This is a genomic window from Butyrivibrio hungatei (assembly GCF_001858005.1).
GTDB classification, from domain to species: Bacteria; Bacillota; Clostridia; order Lachnospirales; family Lachnospiraceae; genus Butyrivibrio; species Butyrivibrio hungatei.
On sequence record NZ_CP017830.1, the window covers coordinates 42003 to 62041 of the forward strand.

Genomic DNA, 20039 nt, shown 5'->3' on the forward strand with positions numbered 1-20039 from the left:
AATGTTTTCAAAGATCTTGATAGCTAATAGAGGTGAAGTTGCTGTAAGAGTTATAAGAGCATGTAAGGAGATGGGCATTGAGACTGTTGCAGTTTGTTCTGAAGCTGATACTGATGCACTTCATGTAGAAATGGCTGATGAAAGTTACTGTATAGGAGGTCCTTTAGCCAAGGACAGTTATCTAAATATAGACGCGATCATAACTTTAGCCAAAGAGGTAGGAGTGAAGGCAATACATCCAGGATACGGGATGCTTTCAGAAAATCCGGAATTTGCTAAAGCCTGCGAAAATAATGGAATAGTTTTGATTGGCCCTGGAGCAGAAGTTATGGAAAAAATGGGTGAGAAAGAAAGAGCGCGAGAGATAGCGATATCATCAAGCGTTCCAGTAGCACCCGGAAGCGATATATTAACTGATATTAATGACGCTGAGAATAGTGCAGAGAAAATAGGTTACCCCATAATTTTAAAGGCAAGAGCAGGCGGTGGAGGGAAAGGCATTCGTGTTGTAAGAGAGAAAAATGAGCTTTCAGGAGCGTTTTCGCAGGTCAAAAAGGAAGCCTATAACTCTTTTGGCGATGATGGCATTTTCATGGAAAAATATCTTGAAAATGTTAAGCATGTGGAAGTTCAGATTCTAGCTGATCGAAGCGGAAAAGTGATCGTTCTAGGAGATAGAGATTGCTCAGTTCAGCGCAAAAATCAAAAGCTTATTGAAGAATGTCCGGCACCTGTATTATCAGATGAGACCAGAATAAAAATGTATGAAGCAGCTGTCAGACTTGCTAGTGCTGTGGGGTACGTTACTGTTGGAACCATTGAGTTCCTGGTCAAAAATGATGATTTTTATTTTATGGAGATGAACACAAGGCTTCAGGTAGAACACTCCGTAACTGAGATGGTTTGCGGAATTGATATTGTAGAATGGCAGATCAGGACTGCAGCGGGAATAGATATTCCATTTGACCAGAAAGACATATCAAATAGCAGGCATGCTATAGAATGTAGGATTTGTGCAGAAGACTCAAAAAATTTCAGACCTTCTACAGGCCGCGTTGAACTTCTCCATATTCCAGGTGGAGTGGATGTACGATTTGACTCAGCTTTGTATCAAAATTGTGAAGTAACCCCTTTTTACGATTCGATGCTGGGGAAGTTGGTTGTATGTTCAGATACCAGAGATGGAGCAATACGCAAGATGAAATGTGCATTGTCTGAGTTTGTGCTAGTAGGAGTTGAGAACAATCGCGAAATACATATGAGATTTATGGAAGATAGCAAGTTTTTGATCGGTAATTATGATACCAGTATCTGCCAAAAGGTTTTACAAGCATGGAATTAAAAAAACTATTTTTAAAAGCAAATAATGAGCTGGAATATGGTGAAGTAAAAGTAAAAAGCAGGCGAGTAGTCTGCAAAAAATGTCAAAAACAGATTCCAGTATATAAGATAAGAAAAAACGACTTTGTTTGTCCAGAATGTGGGCATTATTTTCCCGTCAGAGCCAGAAGAAGAATACTCATGCTGACGGATAAAAGGAGCTTTATAGAGCATGACAGAGACTTAGAGTCAATCAATATACTTAAGTTTCCTGACTACGAGGAGAAGCTTTCTTTGGCTAGAGAAAGAAGTCGCGAGAACGAAGGCGTAATATGCGGAGTTGCTGCTATAGGCGGTTATAGAGCCTGTATATTTGCCATGGATGCAAACTTTATGATGGGATCCATGGGAGCAATAGTAGGTGAAAAGATAACTCGATTATTCGAATATGCAACTAGCATGAGTCTTCCAGTAATAGGAGTAACTGTTTCTGGTGGCGCAAGGATGCAGGAGGGGATGATCTCCTTAATGCAAATGTCTAAAGTTTCAGCGGCAGTCAAGAGGCATAGTAATAATGGCAATCTGTACATAGTTCTTTTAACCAATCCTACAACAGGCGGTGTGGATGCTAGCTTTGCGATGTTAGGAGATATTACGCTTGCTGAGCCCGGAGCTAGAGTTGGATTTGCGGGGCCAAGAGTAATAGAAAAGAGCCTTAATCAGGAGTTGCCTAAGGATTTTCAGAAGGCAGAACGAGTATTAGAGTGCGGATTTGTGGATCTTATTGTTCCAAGGAGCAGGCAAAAAGAGACGCTTACAGCGATTCTTAGGTTGCATAGTTAAAAGCTTTTTTAAGAGGAAAAGAATGGAAGATTACGAGATTGTGCTTGGCGCAAGAAAAGATAACAGGTTAACGGCGATAGATTATATATCATCTATTGTACAGAGTTTTATTGAGTTTCATGGAGATAGATATTACGGTGACGACAAAGCTGTTATAGCAGGGATAGGGCAGATTGGCAATATTCCTGTTACAGCTATAGGAATAGAAAAAGGAAAGAACACGGAAGATAGGATATTTCATAACTTTGGTAGTGCGCATCCTGAAGGTTACAGGAAAGCCCTTAGACTGATGAAGCAAGCAGAAAAGTTTCATAGGCCTGTCATTTGCTTTGTCGATACTGCAGGGGCCTTTTGCGGTATTGATGCGGAAGAGAGAGGTCAGGGAAGAGCTATAGCTGAAAATTTATATGAAATGTCTGATCTAAAAACGCCGATTCTTTCAATTGTTATAGGTGAAGGTGGTAGTGGAGGAGCTCTTGCCCTTTGTCATTCAGACAGGATATGGATGATGGAAGATGCGTATTTTAGCGTGGTATCTCCAGAAAGCTGTGCCAATATCTTATGGAAGAGCACAGATAAGGCAGACGAGGCAGCAAAAGCGCTTGGGCTTACTGCAGATAGGCTTTATAAGCTTGGATTAATAGATAAGGTGTACAAAAAGGGAAGACTTAAAGAGTTGAAGAAGGACATTGAGGCGGAAATAGAAGTTCTTTTGTCAATGACTTCAGATCAGCTGATTGATGGAAGATATAGGCGTTTTAGAAAGGTTGGATATTAAGGACCATGGGACACATATATGAAGATTACTACAGGGAAGTAAGGGATTCAAAGGGTGAAATAGTAGAGATCAAGACAACGTGCCCTCCAAATTTCAATTTTGCTTATGATGTAGTAGATAGGTTTGCATTTGAAAATCCCGATAAATTGGCTCTTGTTCATAGGAGCGCCGAAGGAAAAGAGACAAGGCTAAGCTTTGGAGAGCTCAAAAGGCTTAGCGACAAGGCAGCGAACACATTTAAGAAGCTTGGAATTAGTAAAAACGATTCTGTTATGCTTCTTTTGAAGCGAAGATATGAATTTTGGATCAGCATCTTGGCACTTCACAAACTTGGAGCAATCGCTGTTCCTACCTCCCACATGGTGTCTGCCGAAGACATTAGTGAGAGAGCTATGGTAGCTGGCACTAAGGCGATAATCTGTGTTAATTCAGAGAGTATATGTGACAAGGTAAAAGAAGCTATAGATAAGAACGATATCATTCAGATCGTGGTCGGGGATAAATATGAAGATAAAGCAGATTTTAATGAGCTTATTGCTGGAGAAAGTGACGTTTTTGAGCGAGTAACCACAAGCATAGATGATAGTATGCTCTATTATTTTACGTCTGGGACAAGTGGTGCTCCAAAGGCTGTTATTCATGATTATTCTTATCCGATAGCACATATTTTTACAGCCAAAAACTGGCATGGAATGAACGATGGCGACCTTCACTTGACAGTTGCGGACTCTGGCTGGGCTAAATCTGCATGGGGAAAGCTATATGGTCAGTGGTTCTTGGGTGCAGCAATTATGGTATATGACTATGAACAGTTTTACGCTGCGGATCTTCTTAAGCTGTTAGAAGAAGAGAAAATAAACACTTTTTGTGCTCCTCCAACGATATATAAATATTTAGTTTTGGAGGACCTTAAGAAGTATAATTTAAATAACTTGCGTTATGCTACAACTGCCGGAGAGCCGATGCCTAAAGAAGTGTCACAGCAGTTTACGTCACAGACAGGGATAGTTATCAGAGAAGGTTTTGGGCAGACAGAAACAGCGTTGCAGATATGTACAACGATAGAACAGAGCTCTTTTCCTGGGTCCATTGGAAAAGCATCTCCTTTATACCAGATTAAGCTTATGGATGAAGATGGAAGGATTGTACCGGCAGGGGAAGAGGGAGAAATTGTTATTGTTCCTAATGGAAATAGAAAACCTATTGGTATATTTAAAGGCTATCTTGGGGATGAAAAGATGTATGAAGAAGTGTGGAGCGGCGGAGTCTATCACACTAAAGATAAAGCGATCATGGACAAGGACGGTAATTTCTTTTTCCTAGGAAGGAATGATGATGTTATAAAATCTAGCGGATACAGGATTGGACCATCTGAAGTTGAGGATATACTTATGAAGCACCCTGCGGTATTTGAGTGCGCAGTTACTGCGTTTCCATCTAAGAACAGAGGCGCTGTAGTAAAGGCTAGCATAATCTTAAATAAGGGGTATGAAGCTAATGCCAAGCTTGGAACGGAACTTCAGGACTTTGTAAAAAAGAGAGCAGCAATTTATAAGTATCCAAGGATCATCAAATTTATTGATAAGCTTCCTAGAACAAGTAACGGAAAGATAAGTCGAGCTAAGATAAGACAACAGGACTATAAAAAAGCATTGGAACACTGTTAAGTGTCCCAATGCTTTTTAAGATAAAATTTTTAGAGGGAAGTAAACTTCTGCGTTGTATCACTAAGCTGCTCAGTGATTTCATTGTTTTTATTGATCGCATCTGAGATCTTTTTGATACCACCAACAATTTCCGAAGAATTCTCTGCGGAAGAAGAAATTGCAATAGAACTTTCTTTTATTGAATCGGTTATCATTCTTACGGACTCAACCATTTCTTGCATTGTGGAATTGAGACTTTCCGCCTTATTATCAAATGCAGCCAGCATATTATTCATTATATCTGCTGTATGTTCGTACTTTTCACCAGTCTGAACGAAGTCATCATAATCTCCAAGAACAGTTCCATTGATATAATCAAGCGCTGCCTGGGCGTTTTCAGCAAGTCTGTTAACAGCTTCTGTTACTTCATTACTAATATCCTGGATATTAGAAGCAGTAGAACGGCTGTTTTCGGCAAGAGCGCTTATCTCTGTTGCTACAACTGAGAAGCCTTTTCCTGCTTCACCTGCTCTTGCGGCTTCGATTGAAGCATTAAGAGCAAGAAGGTTAGTGCGTTTTGCTATATCTAGGATTACATTTGTAAGTTCGTTGATCTGGCTAACTTTTTCAGAATCCTGTACAGACTGAGTGAGTACAGTAGAAAGCTGAGAAACCTGGTCGCTAGCCTGTAATTTCTTCTGAGTTACTCTTTCTTTAAGTTCGTTGGCTTCCTGCTTGATAGAGATAGCGGTTTCGGTTCCTGCCTGTGCCTGCTCTGTTATTTCCTGAGAAGCGGCTTTAACATCCTCTACCTTAGTATTGATAGAAGAAACTGTTCCTGAAACGGTTTCCATATTTGCAGAAAGCTCTTCAAGGGCTGCAGAGGTATTTGTTACGCTGTCATCAGCAATCTGAAGCTGTGAGATAACTTCCTCTGAAGAACTTGTAAGAACCACAGAACCATTTTTTACATCTCGCATGATACCCTGCAAAGTCTCGATAAAATGGTTGATACCAGTTGTAATAAATAGAAGCTCTGATTTTGTCTTAGTATTGATCCTTGCTGTAAGATCACCATTTCCTTTTTCGATATTAGTGATCATTGTGTTTACTTCAGAACTGATGGATTTGATCTTTTTAACAATGTTGATATAACTGATAAGGAAGTTAAATATAATAAGTATAAGGATCACTGCCATACCAATGATCGCAACGATAACACCTGACACCATGAGGGCATTCATCTGAGCGGTGGTTTCAGCTGCTGATTTTGTGATAGCTTTGTCCAGGGCCTTAGAAGCATGGAATATTGCTATCTTTTGGATTTCAGCTTTTTCAAAAAGAATTGAGTATGCGACAGCCTGATCCCCAGCATCGCATCTTGCTATGGCTTTGTCGATCAAAGCACATAACCTTGAGTACTGACCAGCTATTTCACTTAATTGAGCTGTTGCCTCTTCGTCGTTGTAATTAGCAAAATCATCGTTAAGTATCTGTATGTCAGAACTAATTGTATCTTTGGTTATGGTAATCTGAGGCAAAAGAGCACTTTTGGTTTCAGGTGCTTCAGCAGCTACATAGCTTGTGGCCTGATCAAATAGTGACATTACATCAGATTTTAGATTTGCTTCGTGGGTAGTAAGTTCCATCATAGAGCCAAACATCGTAATACTATTTGTTGTAGAGGTTCTCATGGCAGACATTACCATCACCATAACTACGACAAAAGCGATTAAGATAAGAAGATTCAAGGCAGAAAGTTGAAATACGATGGAATCTTTTGTCTTAACACTTACGTTTTTACTTTCTTTCACGATCCTACCTCCTTAAAGTTTTGAGTACCATTGTGTAGCAATGTTTTTTAACTCTTTTATAAATCCGTCTTTATCTAATTCTCCGTTAGCAAACTTATTAAATGCAAAAGAGAACCCATTTTGTCCGAGGCTTTCAGGCATGTCCATCCAGTGCCAGCTTGATGTTTTTCCTGCAGCTAAATATTCAGAAATAACTGCTGCAAAAGGATCAGAAGCGACATATTTGCAATCTTTGAAAGGACTAATGAAACCAGCTTTTTCTACGAGAATTTGCTGAGCAGTGTCTTCTGAACACCACTGCAGGAATGCCTTTGCGGCTTCTACTTGTCCCTCCTTAGGAATTGCCCACCAGGAAGGAGCACTAGTGAGGATGGTTTCCATTCCGCTTTGAAATGCATATGGAACCATTCCAACTTTGAAACTACCTGCGGCTTGATAAGCACTTGCATCATTGCCTACAAGAATTGCGCCTATCCACGAACCCTGTGTGACAAAAGCGTATTTGCCGGAGGCAAATCCGAGAACCTGATCATCATATGATCCAGTTACTAACAGATCTGGATCAGAGTACTGATTAAATAACTCGATCATATCAGCGAAAGCTGCCAATCTCTGATCATCGAATTTTCCTCCATCATTCAGTAAATCAATATATGTTGTATCTGCTCTATCAAGGCCTGAGTCAAGATATGTGCCAAAGACATGGTTTCCGGCTGACCATCCAAGATTTTCTGGTTCAGAGGAATAACCAAGTACAGCTTTGATGCCAAGCTCATCTTTTTTTGCATCGATAGCTTCAAAAGCAGCTTTCATTGATTCGGGATTCGTTATAGAGGCAGGATCAACGCCACAAGCAGAAAGAATTTCAGCATTATAGGCAAGACCTATTGCTTCTGTAGTGTATGGGAAGCCTACAGTGCCATATGTAGCATCTTTGTAAGCAGCATCAGTTCTAGATGCCCAGTTTTGATCGCTTAGATCCACTAAAAGGCCATCCCAATTTGCAAAACTAGATGCTTCACATGCGATAATATCCGGCATCTGGTCAGAAAGATAATATCCTTTTAGAGTGGCCTGTTTGTCAGCACTTGGATCGACATTGATAATTTCAATCTTGATTCCTGTTTCTTGCTCATATTTGGCGGCCAGCTCGTCCATCTGTGAAGCAACTTCAATTTTTGTGTTTAAAAGCGTCAGCTTTTCTACAGAAGGTACTGATTCTTCCGGATTTTCTGCGGTCTCTTTTCCACAGCCAGCGAATGTTGCTGATAAAACTAATATTAGGATCAGTATCAGTGCTTTCCAGTTTTTCATCTTATCATCCTTTCTTTCAATAATTTAAAACATTAAATCATATATTAATTATCGAACATACAAAAATATATGCAATTAAAAAAATATTAAATCGCATTATTATAGTTTAATTCTTAAATAATCAATATTATAGTTGTATTAGATGACCTTTTACTGTCATAATATAAGTGCTACATTTCACATTATTTCAGGAGAAAAATTATGCGAAAAAAAATATTGATAGCCGATGATACAAATTTTATGAGACAAATGTTGAAATCTGCTCTGGATCCTGAGAAATATCAGATAGTAGGTGAGGCACTAACTGGAGTGGATGCTGTAGAGCAGTATAAAGAAAAAAAGCCAGATCTGTTGATTCTTGATATCAATATGCCTAAAATGAATGGTATTGATGCCTTAACGGAAGTAATGGAGTATGATCCAAAGGCGAATGTTATTATGTGCTCAGACCAGAAGTATGAGAATATGATCATGCTTGCTCTTAAGAAGGGCGCAAAGGACTTTGTCGTTAAGCCATTCACTTCATCTGATGTTATAAAGGCGGTCAAGAAGATTTTAGGAGACGAGTAATTTTTTGCTAGCTTAGTTGGACAAGGGAGGATGTAATGCTTAAACAGGTATCTATTTACGCTGAGAACAAGAAAGGATGTTTACAAAATATCACAGGTATTTTGTGTGAGAATGGAATCAACATTTTGGGATCTGTAACTAATGATTCTGCTGAATATGGCATTATCAGGATGGTTGTTTCTGACCCTGAAAAGTGTATTGAAGTTCTTCAGAAAGAAAATTATATTTGTAAGACAACTCCAGTTCTTGCTGTAGAGTGTCAGGATGAAGTAGGAGCACTTGATAAGATTCTCAAAACGCTCTATTCAACTAATATAAATGTTAATTACACATATCTTTCATTTAATCGTGAATCAGGCAGACCTATCATGGTGATCAACACAGATGATATTGAGGCTGTTGAAAACATTCTCGTTAATAAAGGATATAACTGTATCTGATAAAAGAACTATTTAGGAGCCTTTTTATGTATGATTTTGTGACTAATCCTGTTAGTGACGCTAAAAGTTCCTATAAGTATAAGGATATGTATGATAGAAATCCGGATGTTCCTGATGGGATAGTACCTCTTTCTATTGCGGATATGGAATTTATCATAGCGCCTGAGATCAGAGAGGGAATAGGTAAATACTTAGCTGATAGAACTTTGGGTTATACATTTGCTTCCGAAGATTATTACGAAGCAGTCATAGAATGGATGCAGAAAAGACATTCATATCATTTAGAAAAAGAGTGGATCGCGCCATCTGATGGAGTTGTTACAGCGATAGGAGACTTAATCCTTAGTGTAACAAAGCCAGGGGATGGCGTTATTGTCTTTTCACCTTCTTACAGACCATTTAGAAGAGCAGTGGATATAAAGGCTAGGAAACTCGTTGATATTCCTCTGATTTTTGATGAAAATGGTTACAGGATTGACTTCGAAGCGTTTGAGGAAGCAGCAAAAGAAATATCGAATAAGCTACTTATCTTTTGTAACCCACATAATCCAGTTGGACGTGTGTGGACAAAAGAGGAACTGCAGAGAGTATGCGATATCTGTCTTGCAAATGATGTATTTATAATTGATGATGAGATCCACAATGATCTAATAATGCCAGGTATTACTCATACTGTTATGAGTACAATTTCCGGTGAAGCAAGTATGAATATGGCAGTATGTACTGCCCCAAGCAAAACATTCAATTTATCTGCACTTCAAACTTCGAACATAATAATAAAGAACCAAGAGGTTAGGGATAAATTTATTGGATCGAGATTGGAAGGCTTTAGATCTGGAACTAATGCTTTGGGAATGGAAGCTTGTCGTTTAGCTTATAGAAGCTGTGAGAAATGGCTTGATGAATGTATAGCAGTTATAGCAGATAATGCTACGTATGTGAGAGATTTTTTTGCCAAGAATATGCCTGAGATCAAAGCACTACCTTTAGAGGGAACTTATTTGCTATGGTGTGACTTTAGAGCATGGGGATTGTCTGATAATGAACTAGAGAACTTCATGGTCAAAAAAGCATATATATTTGCGGATGAAGGCTATGTTTTTGGGGCATCAGGAAGCGGATTTGAAAGACTAAATCTGGCATGTCCGGAAAATGTTATCAGAGACACGATGGAACGCTTGTTACGAGCTAGAAATAAATATATTTACAAATAGGAGAAGAGAAATGTCTACAAGAAAGTTTAAAAAGCCAATAGCGATTATGGCACTTATTTTGATAGCAGCTATGGTACTTGGAACTATAGCTAGCGCACTTTTTTAATTGGAGCAAAAATGAACTATACATATATAGTTGAATGTGCAGATGGTACGCTATATTGCGGTTGGACAAATGATCTGGATAAAAGGATAGCAGATCATAATGCAGGTAAAGGAGCCAAATACACAAAGCCTAGGCTTCCAGTAAAACTTGTATATTATGAAACCGCAAATACCAAAGAAGAAGCCATGAGCAGAGAATGGCATATAAAAAGGCTAAGCAGAAAAGAGAAGCTTAGGTTAATACAAGGAAAAAAGGGTAAATAATTGGAAGAGATAAAGCACAAAAGACGAGTACATTACTCAGGTAAATATCCCAAAAAATTTGAGGAAAAGTATAAAGAGCATGATCCTGAAAAGTATGGAGATACAATAGCGCATGTTATTTCAAAAGGCTCCACACCTGCTGGGATGCACATTTCTATCATGGTAAAAGAGATTTTGGATTTTCTTCAGATCAAACCTGGACAGCAAGGTCTTGATTGTACTCTTGGCTATGGTGGTCACACAAGAAAAATGCTAGAGAAACTTGGAGGAAAAGGCTGTATATATGGTCTGGATGTGGATCCTATAGAATCGAGCAAGACTGTTGAGAGACTTAGGAAGGCGGGATTTGATGAGGATCGATTTAAGTTTAGATTGATCAATTTTGCAAACATTGATGAAGTGGCTAATGAAGCCGGTAAATTTGACTTTGTTTTGGCTGATCTTGGTGTCTCATCTATGCAGATTGATAATCCTGAGAGAGGATTTTCCTATAAGATAGATGGACCACTGGACTTAAGGCTTGATCCTTCTCATGGAGAATCTGCAGCGGAGAGACTTCAAAACATAACAAAAGAAGAATTTGTGGGAATGATGGTGGAAAATTCCGACGAGCCCTATGCAGAAGAAATTGCTGATAAAGTTTTTTCGTTTATGAAAAAAGGAAAAAACATCGATACCACGACAGCGCTTAGAGAGGCGATAGAGCAGGCTCTTTGGAAAGTTCCTACGGAGGAAAAGGATCAGGCGATCAAAAAGAGCTGCGCAAGGGTTTTTCAGGCGCTTAGGATCGATGTTAATAGTGAATTTGAAGTTCTTTATTCTTTTTTAGAAAAATTGCCTACAATCTTAAATCCGGGAGGAAGAGTGGCAATCCTGACTTTTCATTCTGGAGAAGATCGATTAGTAAAAAAGGCTTTTAAAGAGCACCTTAAAGAGGGAGCATTTAGCGAGATCTCAGCTGATGTTGTCAGACCCTCTGCAGAAGAATGTAGGATAAATCCTAGAAGTAAATCAACTAAAATGCGCTGGGCAATAAAGTGATTGCCATTACATGTGATAAAGATGACAGAACAAGAATTATACAAAAGCTGTACCTTGTGTCCAAGAAAATGTTCTATAGATAGGACTGTGACCAAGGGCTATTGCAATGAAAAAAGTGAATTACATGTAAGCAGGGCTGCTCTTCATATGTGGGAGGAGCCCTGTATTTCAGGAGAACACGGATCTGGAACCGTGTTTTTTTCTGGTTGCAACATGGGATGTGTTTTTTGTCAAAATAAAGAGATTAGTCGTGGTGAAGTGGGAAAGATAATACCTACCGAGAGATTGGTTGAGATTTTCTTTGAGCTTCAGGAAAAAGGCGCAAATAATATAAATCTGGTCACAGGTGATATGTTTATTCCCACTATCAAAACTGCAATTGAAAGAGCTAAAAGTAGAAATATAAAGATTCCTTTTTTGCTGAACACATCATCGTATATTGAGGTAGATACCCTTAAGATGCTAGATGGACTTATCGACATCTATCTTCCAGATTTTAAATATATTAGGGAACAGGATGCAGTTAGATATAGTAAAGCAAAGGGTTACGTTGATGTTGCAAAAGCTGCGATAGATGAAATGATAAGGCAGCATCCAAATTGCGAATTTGGGTCAGATAACGGTGAAGAAAATCTCATTAAAAAAGGGGTAGTAGTTAGGCACCTTTTGATGCCTGGGATGCTTATCCAGGCAAAAATGATCGTAAGGTATCTTTATGATAAATATGGAGACAATATTTTTATCAGCCTCATGAATCAATATACGCCTAATGGGCAGCTGCAAGAGTATCCAGAGATTGATAGGAAGGTCTCAGAGCGAGACTACAAGAGTCTTGTTGAATACGCAGCATCCATTGGAGTTGTTAACGGATATATGCAGGTCGGGGAAACGGCCAAGGAAAGCTTTATTCCAAGCTTTGATTGTAGCGGAGTATAAATATTCTTCCAAAAAGGAAAAATATAAGATAAAAAGACGCTAAAGACGTGATTTTTTTGGTAGTGAGTAGCATATAGAATTATCACATAAGGAACCGGTAAACAAAGTGGTTCGTTTATGTGGCACATTAAGTGCTCAGAAAGGATGATGAATATGTTATTCGACACAACAACAATTTTAATCGCAGCAGTAGTTGTTATCGCAATTATTGTAATTGCAGCGGGGTACGTAAAGGCTCCCCCAGACAGAGCGTTTATCATATCAGGTATTAGAAGAAAACCTCGAATTCTCATCGGTAGAGCCGGCGTAAAGCTCCCATTTTTTGAAAGAGTCGACAAATTGTATCTTGGTCAGATGACTGTAGATATTAAGACAGAGCAGTCAGTCCCTACAAACGATTTCATTAACGTTAACGTTGATGCTGTTGCAAAGGTAAGGATTGGTACAACTCCTGAAGCAATTCAGCTTGCTGCCAAGAACTTCCTTAACAAGGATCCAGAGATGATCACAATGGACCTTCAGGATTCATTACAAGGTAACATGCGTGAGATCATCGGTACTCTTGCTCTTAAGACTATCAATACTGATAGAGATAGCTTCTCAGATCAGGTTATGGAAAAAGCTTCAAAGGATATGAACAAGCTTGGTATTGAGATTCTTTCCTGCAATATCCAGAACGTAACTGATGAAAATGGACTTATTAGTGATCTTGGTATGGATAATACAGCTAAGATTAAGAAGGACGCAGCTATTGCAAAGGCGCAGGCTGACAGAGACGTAGCTATTGCAAAGGCAGAAGCTGATAAAGCAGCAAATGATGCAAGAGTTCTTGCTCAGACTGAGATTGCTGAAAAGAACAATGCTCTCGCTATCAAGCAGGCAGAACTTAAGAAAGAGGCAGACACAGCAAGTGCTGTTGCGGATGCCGCTTATGAAATTCAGCAGCAGGAGCAGCAGAAGTCAATTCAGACAGCTACAGTTAATGCTCAGATCGCGAAGGCAGAACGTGAAGCAGAACTTAAGCAGAAGGAAGTAGTAGTAAAACAGCAGCAACTTGCCGCTGAAATTGAGAAACAGGCTGACGCTGAGAAGTATCAGGCTGAAAAGAAAGCTGAAGCAGAACTTGTTCAGAGACAGAAGAAGGCCGAAGCTGCTAAATATGAGCAGGAAAGAGAAGCTGATGCAAAGAAAGCTCAGGCTGAAGCTCAGAAGTTCGCTGCAGAGCAGGAAGCTGCAGGTATTAAAGCAAAATATGATGCTGAAGCCGCTGGTATTGCTGCAAAAGGTAAGGCAGAAGCTGAAGCAATCAAGGCGAAAGGTATTGCAGAAGCTGAAGCAATGGAAAAGAAAGCAGAAGCTTATAAGAAGTACAATGGCGCAGCTATGGCTGAAATGATGATCAAGATCATGCCTCAGATGGCTGCTGAAATTGCTAAACCTCTTTCACAGATCGATAAGATCAATATTTATGGAACAGGGGATGGCACAAATGGTGCAAGCCAGATTTCAGGTAATATGCCAATTGTTATGAAACAGGTTTTTGATACAATGTCAGAAGCTACAGGCGTAGATTTTACTGAGATCATGAAAGCTGGTACATACGACGCTAAGGTTAATAAAAACATTAACTTAAGCGGAGATGGTGTTAGCGTAAATATTGATAAGACAAACAAATAAGCATTAAATTAAAGGGCCGCTTGTTCACAAGATGAACAGGCGGCTTTTTGGTATAAGCCTTTAACATAAGAACATAATTGCTAATGATATAGCAATCAAAGTGGTCAGTATTGCTGTTACAGAAATGATTTTTCCTTTTAAAATACTTGGATCCATATATTTGCCGTTATAGTTTACGGCGTCAATAACCTTAGCAGGTTTTTTGATTTTGCTATTGATATCTTTGTGATTAACATCCATCGCAGACACCTCCTTGATGAAGAATAATATAAGTTGAGGCAACTCATTTTTTAATACTATAACTCACAAATATTTCTTTTTCCTAACTTGGTTATAAATCTTTTATAAAAATTACCAATGGCAGGATAAATCCTATATTACGAAGTTTTTTGCTTAGAAAAAAGTATATAGACATAAGATGTGCTCGTAACATAAAATTGTATCGTTATGAGTTATTTGACAGATGAAGAGTTTTTTAAAAGATATGGAAATAAATTAAATGATGAACAAAAAAGGACCGTAAAGGCTGTTGAGGGCCCGGTCCTTCTTTTGGCAGTTCCCGGCAGTGGAAAGACGACGGTTCTAGTAAACAGGCTGGGGTATATGCTTTTTGTAAGTGGAATTGCACCAGATAATATACTAACTCTTACGTATACAGTTGCAGCAACAAGAGATATGAAAAGCCGTTTTGTAAACATTTTTGGTAACGAAGGAGCAACTAACTTAGAGTTTAGAACTATCAATGGAATTTGTGCTAAGATAATAAGCCATTATGGAAGGCTTATTGGTAAGAAATCATTTGATCTTTTAACAGATGAGAAGGTTTCAGGTAAGATCTTGACTGACATTTATCTGAATGTAATGAAAGAGTATCCCACAGAGAGTGATATCAAAAACATCCGTACTTTGATAACTTACTGTAAAAACATGCTCCTTACAGAAAAAGACATAGTAGAGATTGGTAAGGATCAAGGAATAGATCTCTTTAAGATTTATGAGGAATACAATTCAGAGTTAAAGAAACGCAGCCTTATGGATTATGATGATCAGATGATATATGCATATAGGATGCTTAAGGGTTCTAAGGAACTTCTGGATCATTACAGAGATCGGTACAGGTATCTTTGCGTTGATGAAGCGCAGGATACATCCAAAATACAGCATATGATTATATCTCTTTTAGCAGGAAAAAATGGCAATCTTTTTATGGTAGGAGATGAAGATCAGAGTATATATGGTTTTAGGGCAGCATATCCAGATGCGTTGCTGAACTTTGAGAAAGATCATCCAGGTGCAAGAGTGCTTGTGATGGACAAAAATTACAGATCAAACGCTAGAATTGTTGAAGTGGCGGATAAGTTCATTCAAAAGAATTTTAGTCGCCATGACAAGCATATGAATGCTACAAGAGAAGCGGGTGAAGCTATCAGATTTGATGTACTTAGGAGCAGAGAGTCGCAATATGACTATCTTCATAAGATGGCTACCACGGTAAAAGAGCAGACGGCAGTTTTGTACAGGGATAATGAGTCTATTTTACCTCTTATTGATATTCTTGAGAGAGATGAAGTTCCATACAGGATTAAAAATACTGATATGAGCTTCTTTTCACATAGAGTGGTAGTGGATGTGACAACTATCTTGAATTTTGCATTAAGCCCTATGGATCCTGAACTTTTCATGAAGGTGTTTTATAAATTTCAGACGTACCTGAGCAAGGCTGATGCTGAGAAAATGTGCTACATTGCCGATTATAAGCATATTGGGATTCTCGATGCAGTCGAAGAACTGGAGATAAATCGAAGAATTTTAGGAAATGTCAGAGACTTGCGTATCAATTTTAGAAATATGGTATCTGAGAATCCTATTAAAGCCATAAATCGCATAGAAAAAATGGGATATGGAGAGTATCTAAAGAACAACAATATTGATGATAATAAGCTTTTTATCCTAAAGATGCTTGCCAAAAATGAGGCTACAATAGAGGCATTTCTAGACAGACTTAACCAGTTAAGGGATATTCTTGCTAACAAGGAAGAAAACTACAAGTCCAAATTTATTTTGTCTACGATTCACTCAAGTAAAGGCCTTGAATATGAGCATGTTGTTCTTATGGATGTTGTTAATGGAGTTTTTCCAAGTAAGATCATTAAATCGTTCAAGACAGCAACAGTCCAAGAGAAGAGAGATTATGAGGAAGAGCGGAGAATCTTTTATGTTGGAATGACCAGAGCAAAAGATACGCTTACCATTCTAAAATATAGTGATAAGCCATCACATTTTGTTGGAGAGCTATGCAAAAAAGAAGAAAAAACTCCAGTGAATATTAAGGAAAAAACTAAGCCACGAGCTATTTCTTCATATAAAAAGAAGTTGCAGGCAAAGACTTCCAGCGAAAATGTTCCAAAAATACTTAAGACTGGCGATAAAGTGAATCAATCAAAATATGGTGACGGTGTGATTACCGACGTAACTCTTGATGATGACGAGATACCAACAAAGTTTGTGGTTAGATTTAATGATGGAACGGAAAAGATATTCATGTTTCCATTTGCATTCATTACAGGAATGAAAATTATAAAGCGAAGATAGTCATTCACGGAAATAAAGAAAAGGTTCAGTTTCAAATAAGGAACTGAACCTTAAATAATTACTTCTTTTCAGCTTTTTCTTCTTCCATTTTCTTTATAAGCTTATCTATCTCAGCCTGAGACAGCATAACATTATCATTATTTGTTTCAGCCATATTATCACCTCTAAAAAAATCATTTGAGATATTTATAACATAACGAGTCAGTTAAATAAATAATAAAAATTAAAAAAACAGGTCTAAATGAAATAAAGCTCCAAACTGAAATCGCTTTCACTGAAGCGATTTTTATTTTGGGTTGCATGACCAAATTACAGTATCTTTTTTATCTTAAAGAAGATAAGACTTCCTACTACGATCAATATGCTGAGGAGAATTACAACAGGGTATCCCATCTTTGATTCGAGCTCTGGCATGTATTTGAAATTCATTCCATACCAACCAACGATCAGTGTGAGTGGCATAAAAATTGTAGTAACCACGGTAAGCACAGTCATAATTCTATTTTGCTTAACATCGAGCTGAGACTGATATAGATCGTTTAACTGGATAGTATAATCTCTTATATGAGTTGCGGCTTCATACAGTCTTTCAACTCTGCTTGAAAACATTCTGAAGTATCTGAGGTTTTCTTCATTAAAAAAGCCATTTTCATTTTCTTCTAGTTCCTGACCAAGATCTAGGAGCTGTTCATAATGAGTTCTAAGATCTCGTATGTCGCTACGAATGTCATTGTTTCGGCTCATGTCAGCAGCTTCTGTATCTGTCATTATTTCTTTTTCCAGATTATCGAGCTCCATCTCATAGCGCTGCATCGTAGAGAGGTCGTCATGTATGATAAGTTCCAAAAAGTCATAGAAAAATCTTTCGAGAGAAGGTTTTTTCCATTTCTTGAATCTTTGAATGCGTTTAACGATGTTCTCTACAGTATCCCCATTATCTATGAATACAATGCCAGTTTCATCAAGTGCATATGAAAACTTTTGAGGTTCATCTGTATGGGATGATTGTATCGGAATACAGAAGGTTCCGGTTAGGGAGTCATAGTTAACTTCTGCTTTTGTAGTGAATATTTCCTCATTGCTTATATCAAAATCAAGTCCCATATCAAAATTTTCGCTTTGCTCTGCCCACTGTGCAGGAGTCAAGATAGCAACATATGGGGCAGCGGCATCATGACACTGTTCTGCGCTACATTCTTCTAAAGTATTATTGATCAGAAAATACATATTTTACCTCCATATGCGTTAAAATCGATGATAACAAGAATCATCAGTTTTTGTTGATCTTGTTTAGCTCACTAGTTTCTATGATAACAAGTAATGTAGTGTCTTTACCAAGTTTTCTTTGAGGATCAATGAATCCCCAAGGAGTCTGGCTATCTTTAACTGCAACTACGTTTAATTTGTACTTTTTTCTGAGCTCTAATTCGATGAGGTTTTTACCAATCCAATTGTCTCTAGGCTTGATTTCTACTAATGACAGAGTATCATCGAGCTGGAAGTAATCCATAAATGTATCAGAAAGAAGGATTCGAGCTGACTGATTTCCACCAAAATCCTCAGGAATTATGATCTTGTCTGCTCCCACCTTCTTTAGTATCGAAGACATTCTTTCTGAAGAACTTTTAGCCACAACAAGAGGAACTCCAAGTTCTTTTGCTACGGCTACTACCATGATACTTGCTGACATGTTTCGTCCCATGGCACATACTACAATGTCCATGTTTTTGAGATCTAATGCCTTGATTTCTTCTTCGTTTTCTAGATCAGCAACGACAGCAACTGTGCAAAAGCCAGCCATTTCCTTTATGGTATCTTCGTCTTTATCAGCAACAAGGACATCTGCACCCATGTCATAGAGGCTCTTTGCCAAGCTGATGCCATATCTTCCAAGGCCTAAAACTGCAACTGATTTTTTCATTTTTTCTCCTTTATCCGACGTAAAATTCGCCTTCAGCGAATTTGCATGAATTCTTATTTGGCTTACGGTTAGCAAAAAATATTGCCATTGATATTGGACCAATTCTGCCTAAATACATTGCTATGATAATTATAATACGACCGGCAAGATTAAGGGTCGGGGTAACATCTCTTGTAAGACCAACAGTGGCTGAAGCGCTTATTACTTCAAAAAGTGAATCAACTACCGTGATGGCAGGATTTGTTGCCAGTAGTATAAGAGTAAGGACAATTACTGTAAAAGAGCTAACGGCAAGTATGACAGAAGCTTTTCTCATGAGATCTTCGGTTACTCGTTTGTGAAAAACCAGATTTTTTTCATCACAATTTATGTAGTTGATTATATTGATAGCTGCGAGGAAAAAAGTGACTGTCTTTATTCCACCAGCGGTACCTACAGGGGATCCGCCTATAAACATTAGAACATAGGATATTACGCATGATATATCTGTCAATCCCTTCTGCGAAAAGCTTGCAAAACCGGCAGTTCTAAGAGTTATAGACTGAAAAAAACTGTTTATGATCTTGTCGGAAAGCGACATGGTTCCTATTGTTGCCGGATTGGTGTATTCAGCAAAGAAAATGATCAAAGCACCCAAAAATATGAGTGAAAACGTCATCGTAAGGACTAACTTGGTGTGTTCTGTAAAGCGTTTTATTATTGTTATGGGTGAATAGTTTTTCTTGATACCGTTTTTAATTCCGGATGATATGTCGAACCAAACAACATAACCCAGGCCGCCAATTACAATTAGTGTCATTGTGATCAAAAGAACTGCTGGATCAGAGTGAAACTGCCCCATGCTCGTTGGACCTATGATATCCATTCCTGCGTTACAAAAGGCAGAAACTGAATTAAATAATGATGCCCATAATCCCTTTGCTAGACCTAAAAGTGGTACGAGACGAAATGAATAAAGGATAGCACCAAGAAGTTCTACCATAATTGTTCCACGGATGATCCTGACAAGCTTTCCAAGTATACCAGATCGTGAATTTAGATTTAATGCATCTTTGAGCATCATTCTTTCGCCCATAGTAAATTTCTTTTGGGATACTAGTAAAAATGTTGATGCAACGGTTATTATTCCAAGTCCGCCAATTTGAGCCAGAATAAGGATAATTACTTGACCAAAGGTGCTCCAGTGACTATATGTATCTGTAACAACAAGACCTGTAACGCAAACAGATGTAGTTGCTGTGAAAAGTGCTGTAACGAAGTCGGTAGTTTCGCCTATTGCAGTAGATATTGGAAGTAGAAGGAGTATTGTTCCAACAACAATTGCTCCTAAGAAGCTCAGTGGTATTAAATGTTCAGATGAAAAACTCCACTTTTTCATAGTGCTCCTCCACATAAAAATCATTAACAGTAATAATATAATAATACATCCCTCAAAAAGCAATAAATATCGTATTTATGGTAATTGTTAGAGTTATTTTGCTGGTGCATAGAAATAAAACAGGCAGGTCGAATGACCTGCCTGTTTTGAGCCCTCAAGAAACCACATCCACATTTTTATGCTCCG

The 20039-nt window shown here is 38.3% G+C and carries 18 protein-coding genes; 12 read left to right on the forward strand and 6 right to left on the reverse strand.

Annotated features, from left to right (window positions below; all coding sequences use genetic code 11):
- Position 1 precedes the first annotated feature (1 nt).
- Genes bhn_RS00220 through bhn_RS00235 form a run of 4 tightly spaced genes read left to right on the forward strand, consistent with a single transcriptional unit; the run spans position 2 to position 4608 of the window.
- Entirely contained in the window at positions 2-1342 is a 1341-nt protein-coding gene (locus tag bhn_RS00220; RefSeq protein WP_071174858.1) for an acetyl-CoA carboxylase biotin carboxylase subunit, read from the forward strand.
- A complete protein-coding gene (locus bhn_RS00225; protein WP_071174820.1) occupies positions 1333-2163 on the forward strand; it encodes an acetyl-CoA carboxylase carboxyltransferase subunit beta in 831 nt (276 codons plus the stop codon). Before bhn_RS00220 ends, bhn_RS00225 begins: the two co-directional genes overlap by 10 nt.
- Before the next feature lie 22 nt (positions 2164-2185).
- Positions 2186-2941, forward strand: coding sequence for a carboxyltransferase subunit alpha (gene accA / locus bhn_RS00230; protein WP_071174821.1), 756 nt, complete (start codon positions 2186-2188; stop codon positions 2939-2941).
- 5 nt (positions 2942-2946) lie between these two features.
- On the forward strand, positions 2947-4608 hold the full coding sequence (locus tag bhn_RS00235; protein WP_148661880.1) for an AMP-binding protein: 1662 nt from the start codon (positions 2947-2949) through the stop codon (positions 4606-4608).
- A gap of 29 nt (positions 4609-4637) precedes the next feature.
- Here bhn_RS00235 and bhn_RS00240 read toward each other — a convergent pair whose 3' ends face one another.
- Together bhn_RS00240 and bhn_RS00245 are read right to left on the reverse strand one after the other, a co-directional pair.
- Positions 4638-6401, reverse strand: a complete 1764-nt coding sequence (locus tag bhn_RS00240) for a methyl-accepting chemotaxis protein (protein WP_071174822.1) — start codon at positions 6399-6401, stop codon at positions 4638-4640.
- 12 nt (positions 6402-6413) lie between these two features.
- On the reverse strand, positions 6414-7715 hold the full coding sequence (locus bhn_RS00245) for an ABC transporter substrate-binding protein (protein ID WP_071174823.1): 1302 nt from the start codon (positions 7713-7715) through the stop codon (positions 6414-6416).
- Positions 7716-7916: 201 nt separating this feature from the next.
- Here bhn_RS00245 and bhn_RS00250 point away from each other — a divergent pair, with 201 nt between their 5' ends.
- The 7 genes from bhn_RS00250 to bhn_RS00280 all read left to right on the forward strand — a co-directional run bounded on the left by bhn_RS00250 (position 7917) and on the right by bhn_RS00280 (position 13962).
- On the forward strand, positions 7917-8285 hold the full coding sequence (locus bhn_RS00250; protein ID WP_071174824.1) for a response regulator: 369 nt from the start codon (positions 7917-7919) through the stop codon (positions 8283-8285).
- 35 nt (positions 8286-8320) lie between these two features.
- Entirely contained in the window at positions 8321-8725 is a 405-nt protein-coding gene (locus bhn_RS00255; RefSeq protein ID WP_071174825.1) for an amino acid-binding protein, read from the forward strand.
- Positions 8726-8751: 26 nt separating this feature from the next.
- Positions 8752-9939, forward strand: coding sequence for a MalY/PatB family protein (locus bhn_RS00260; RefSeq protein ID WP_071174826.1), 1188 nt, complete (start codon positions 8752-8754; stop codon positions 9937-9939).
- A gap of 117 nt (positions 9940-10056) precedes the next feature.
- A complete protein-coding gene (locus bhn_RS00265; RefSeq protein WP_071174827.1) occupies positions 10057-10308 on the forward strand; it encodes a GIY-YIG nuclease family protein in 252 nt (83 codons plus the stop codon).
- On the forward strand, positions 10309-11349 hold the full coding sequence (rsmH, locus tag bhn_RS00270) for a 16S rRNA (cytosine(1402)-N(4))-methyltransferase RsmH (protein WP_071174828.1): 1041 nt from the start codon (positions 10309-10311) through the stop codon (positions 11347-11349).
- Between the two features lie 21 nt (positions 11350-11370).
- On the forward strand, positions 11371-12285 hold the full coding sequence (locus bhn_RS00275) for a radical SAM protein (protein WP_071174829.1): 915 nt from the start codon (positions 11371-11373) through the stop codon (positions 12283-12285).
- Between the two features lie 144 nt (positions 12286-12429).
- Positions 12430-13962, forward strand: coding sequence for a flotillin family protein (locus bhn_RS00280; RefSeq protein ID WP_071174860.1), 1533 nt, complete (start codon positions 12430-12432; stop codon positions 13960-13962).
- A 60-nt stretch (positions 13963-14022) separates the two neighbouring features.
- On the opposite strand, the gene bhn_RS00285 is transcribed toward bhn_RS00280, so the two are convergent.
- A complete protein-coding gene (locus bhn_RS00285) occupies positions 14023-14202 on the reverse strand; it encodes a hypothetical protein (RefSeq protein ID WP_071174830.1) in 180 nt (59 codons plus the stop codon).
- Between the two features lie 207 nt (positions 14203-14409).
- On the opposite strand from bhn_RS00285, the gene bhn_RS00290 reads away from it, so the two are divergent.
- On the forward strand, positions 14410-16554 hold the full coding sequence (locus tag bhn_RS00290) for an ATP-dependent helicase (RefSeq protein ID WP_071174831.1): 2145 nt from the start codon (positions 14410-14412) through the stop codon (positions 16552-16554).
- A gap of 309 nt (positions 16555-16863) precedes the next feature.
- Here the strand turns inward: bhn_RS00290 and bhn_RS00295 are convergent, their stop codons facing one another.
- From bhn_RS00295 to bhn_RS00305, 3 genes are read right to left on the reverse strand one after another with little or no spacing between them, the layout of a single operon-like run.
- A complete protein-coding gene (locus bhn_RS00295; RefSeq protein ID WP_071174832.1) occupies positions 16864-17781 on the reverse strand; it encodes a magnesium transporter CorA family protein in 918 nt (305 codons plus the stop codon).
- Positions 17782-17824: 43 nt separating this feature from the next.
- Positions 17825-18475 carry a potassium channel family protein gene (locus bhn_RS00300; RefSeq protein ID WP_071174833.1) on the reverse strand — a complete coding sequence of 217 codons (651 nt, stop codon included), beginning with the start codon at positions 18473-18475 and terminating at the stop codon, positions 17825-17827.
- 10 nt (positions 18476-18485) lie between these two features.
- The gene (locus bhn_RS00305) at positions 18486-19853 is read right to left on the reverse strand and encodes a TrkH family potassium uptake protein (protein ID WP_071174834.1); all 1368 of its coding nucleotides are present in this window, start codon (positions 19851-19853) and stop codon (positions 18486-18488) included.
- Between the last annotated feature and the right edge of the window lie 186 nt (positions 19854-20039).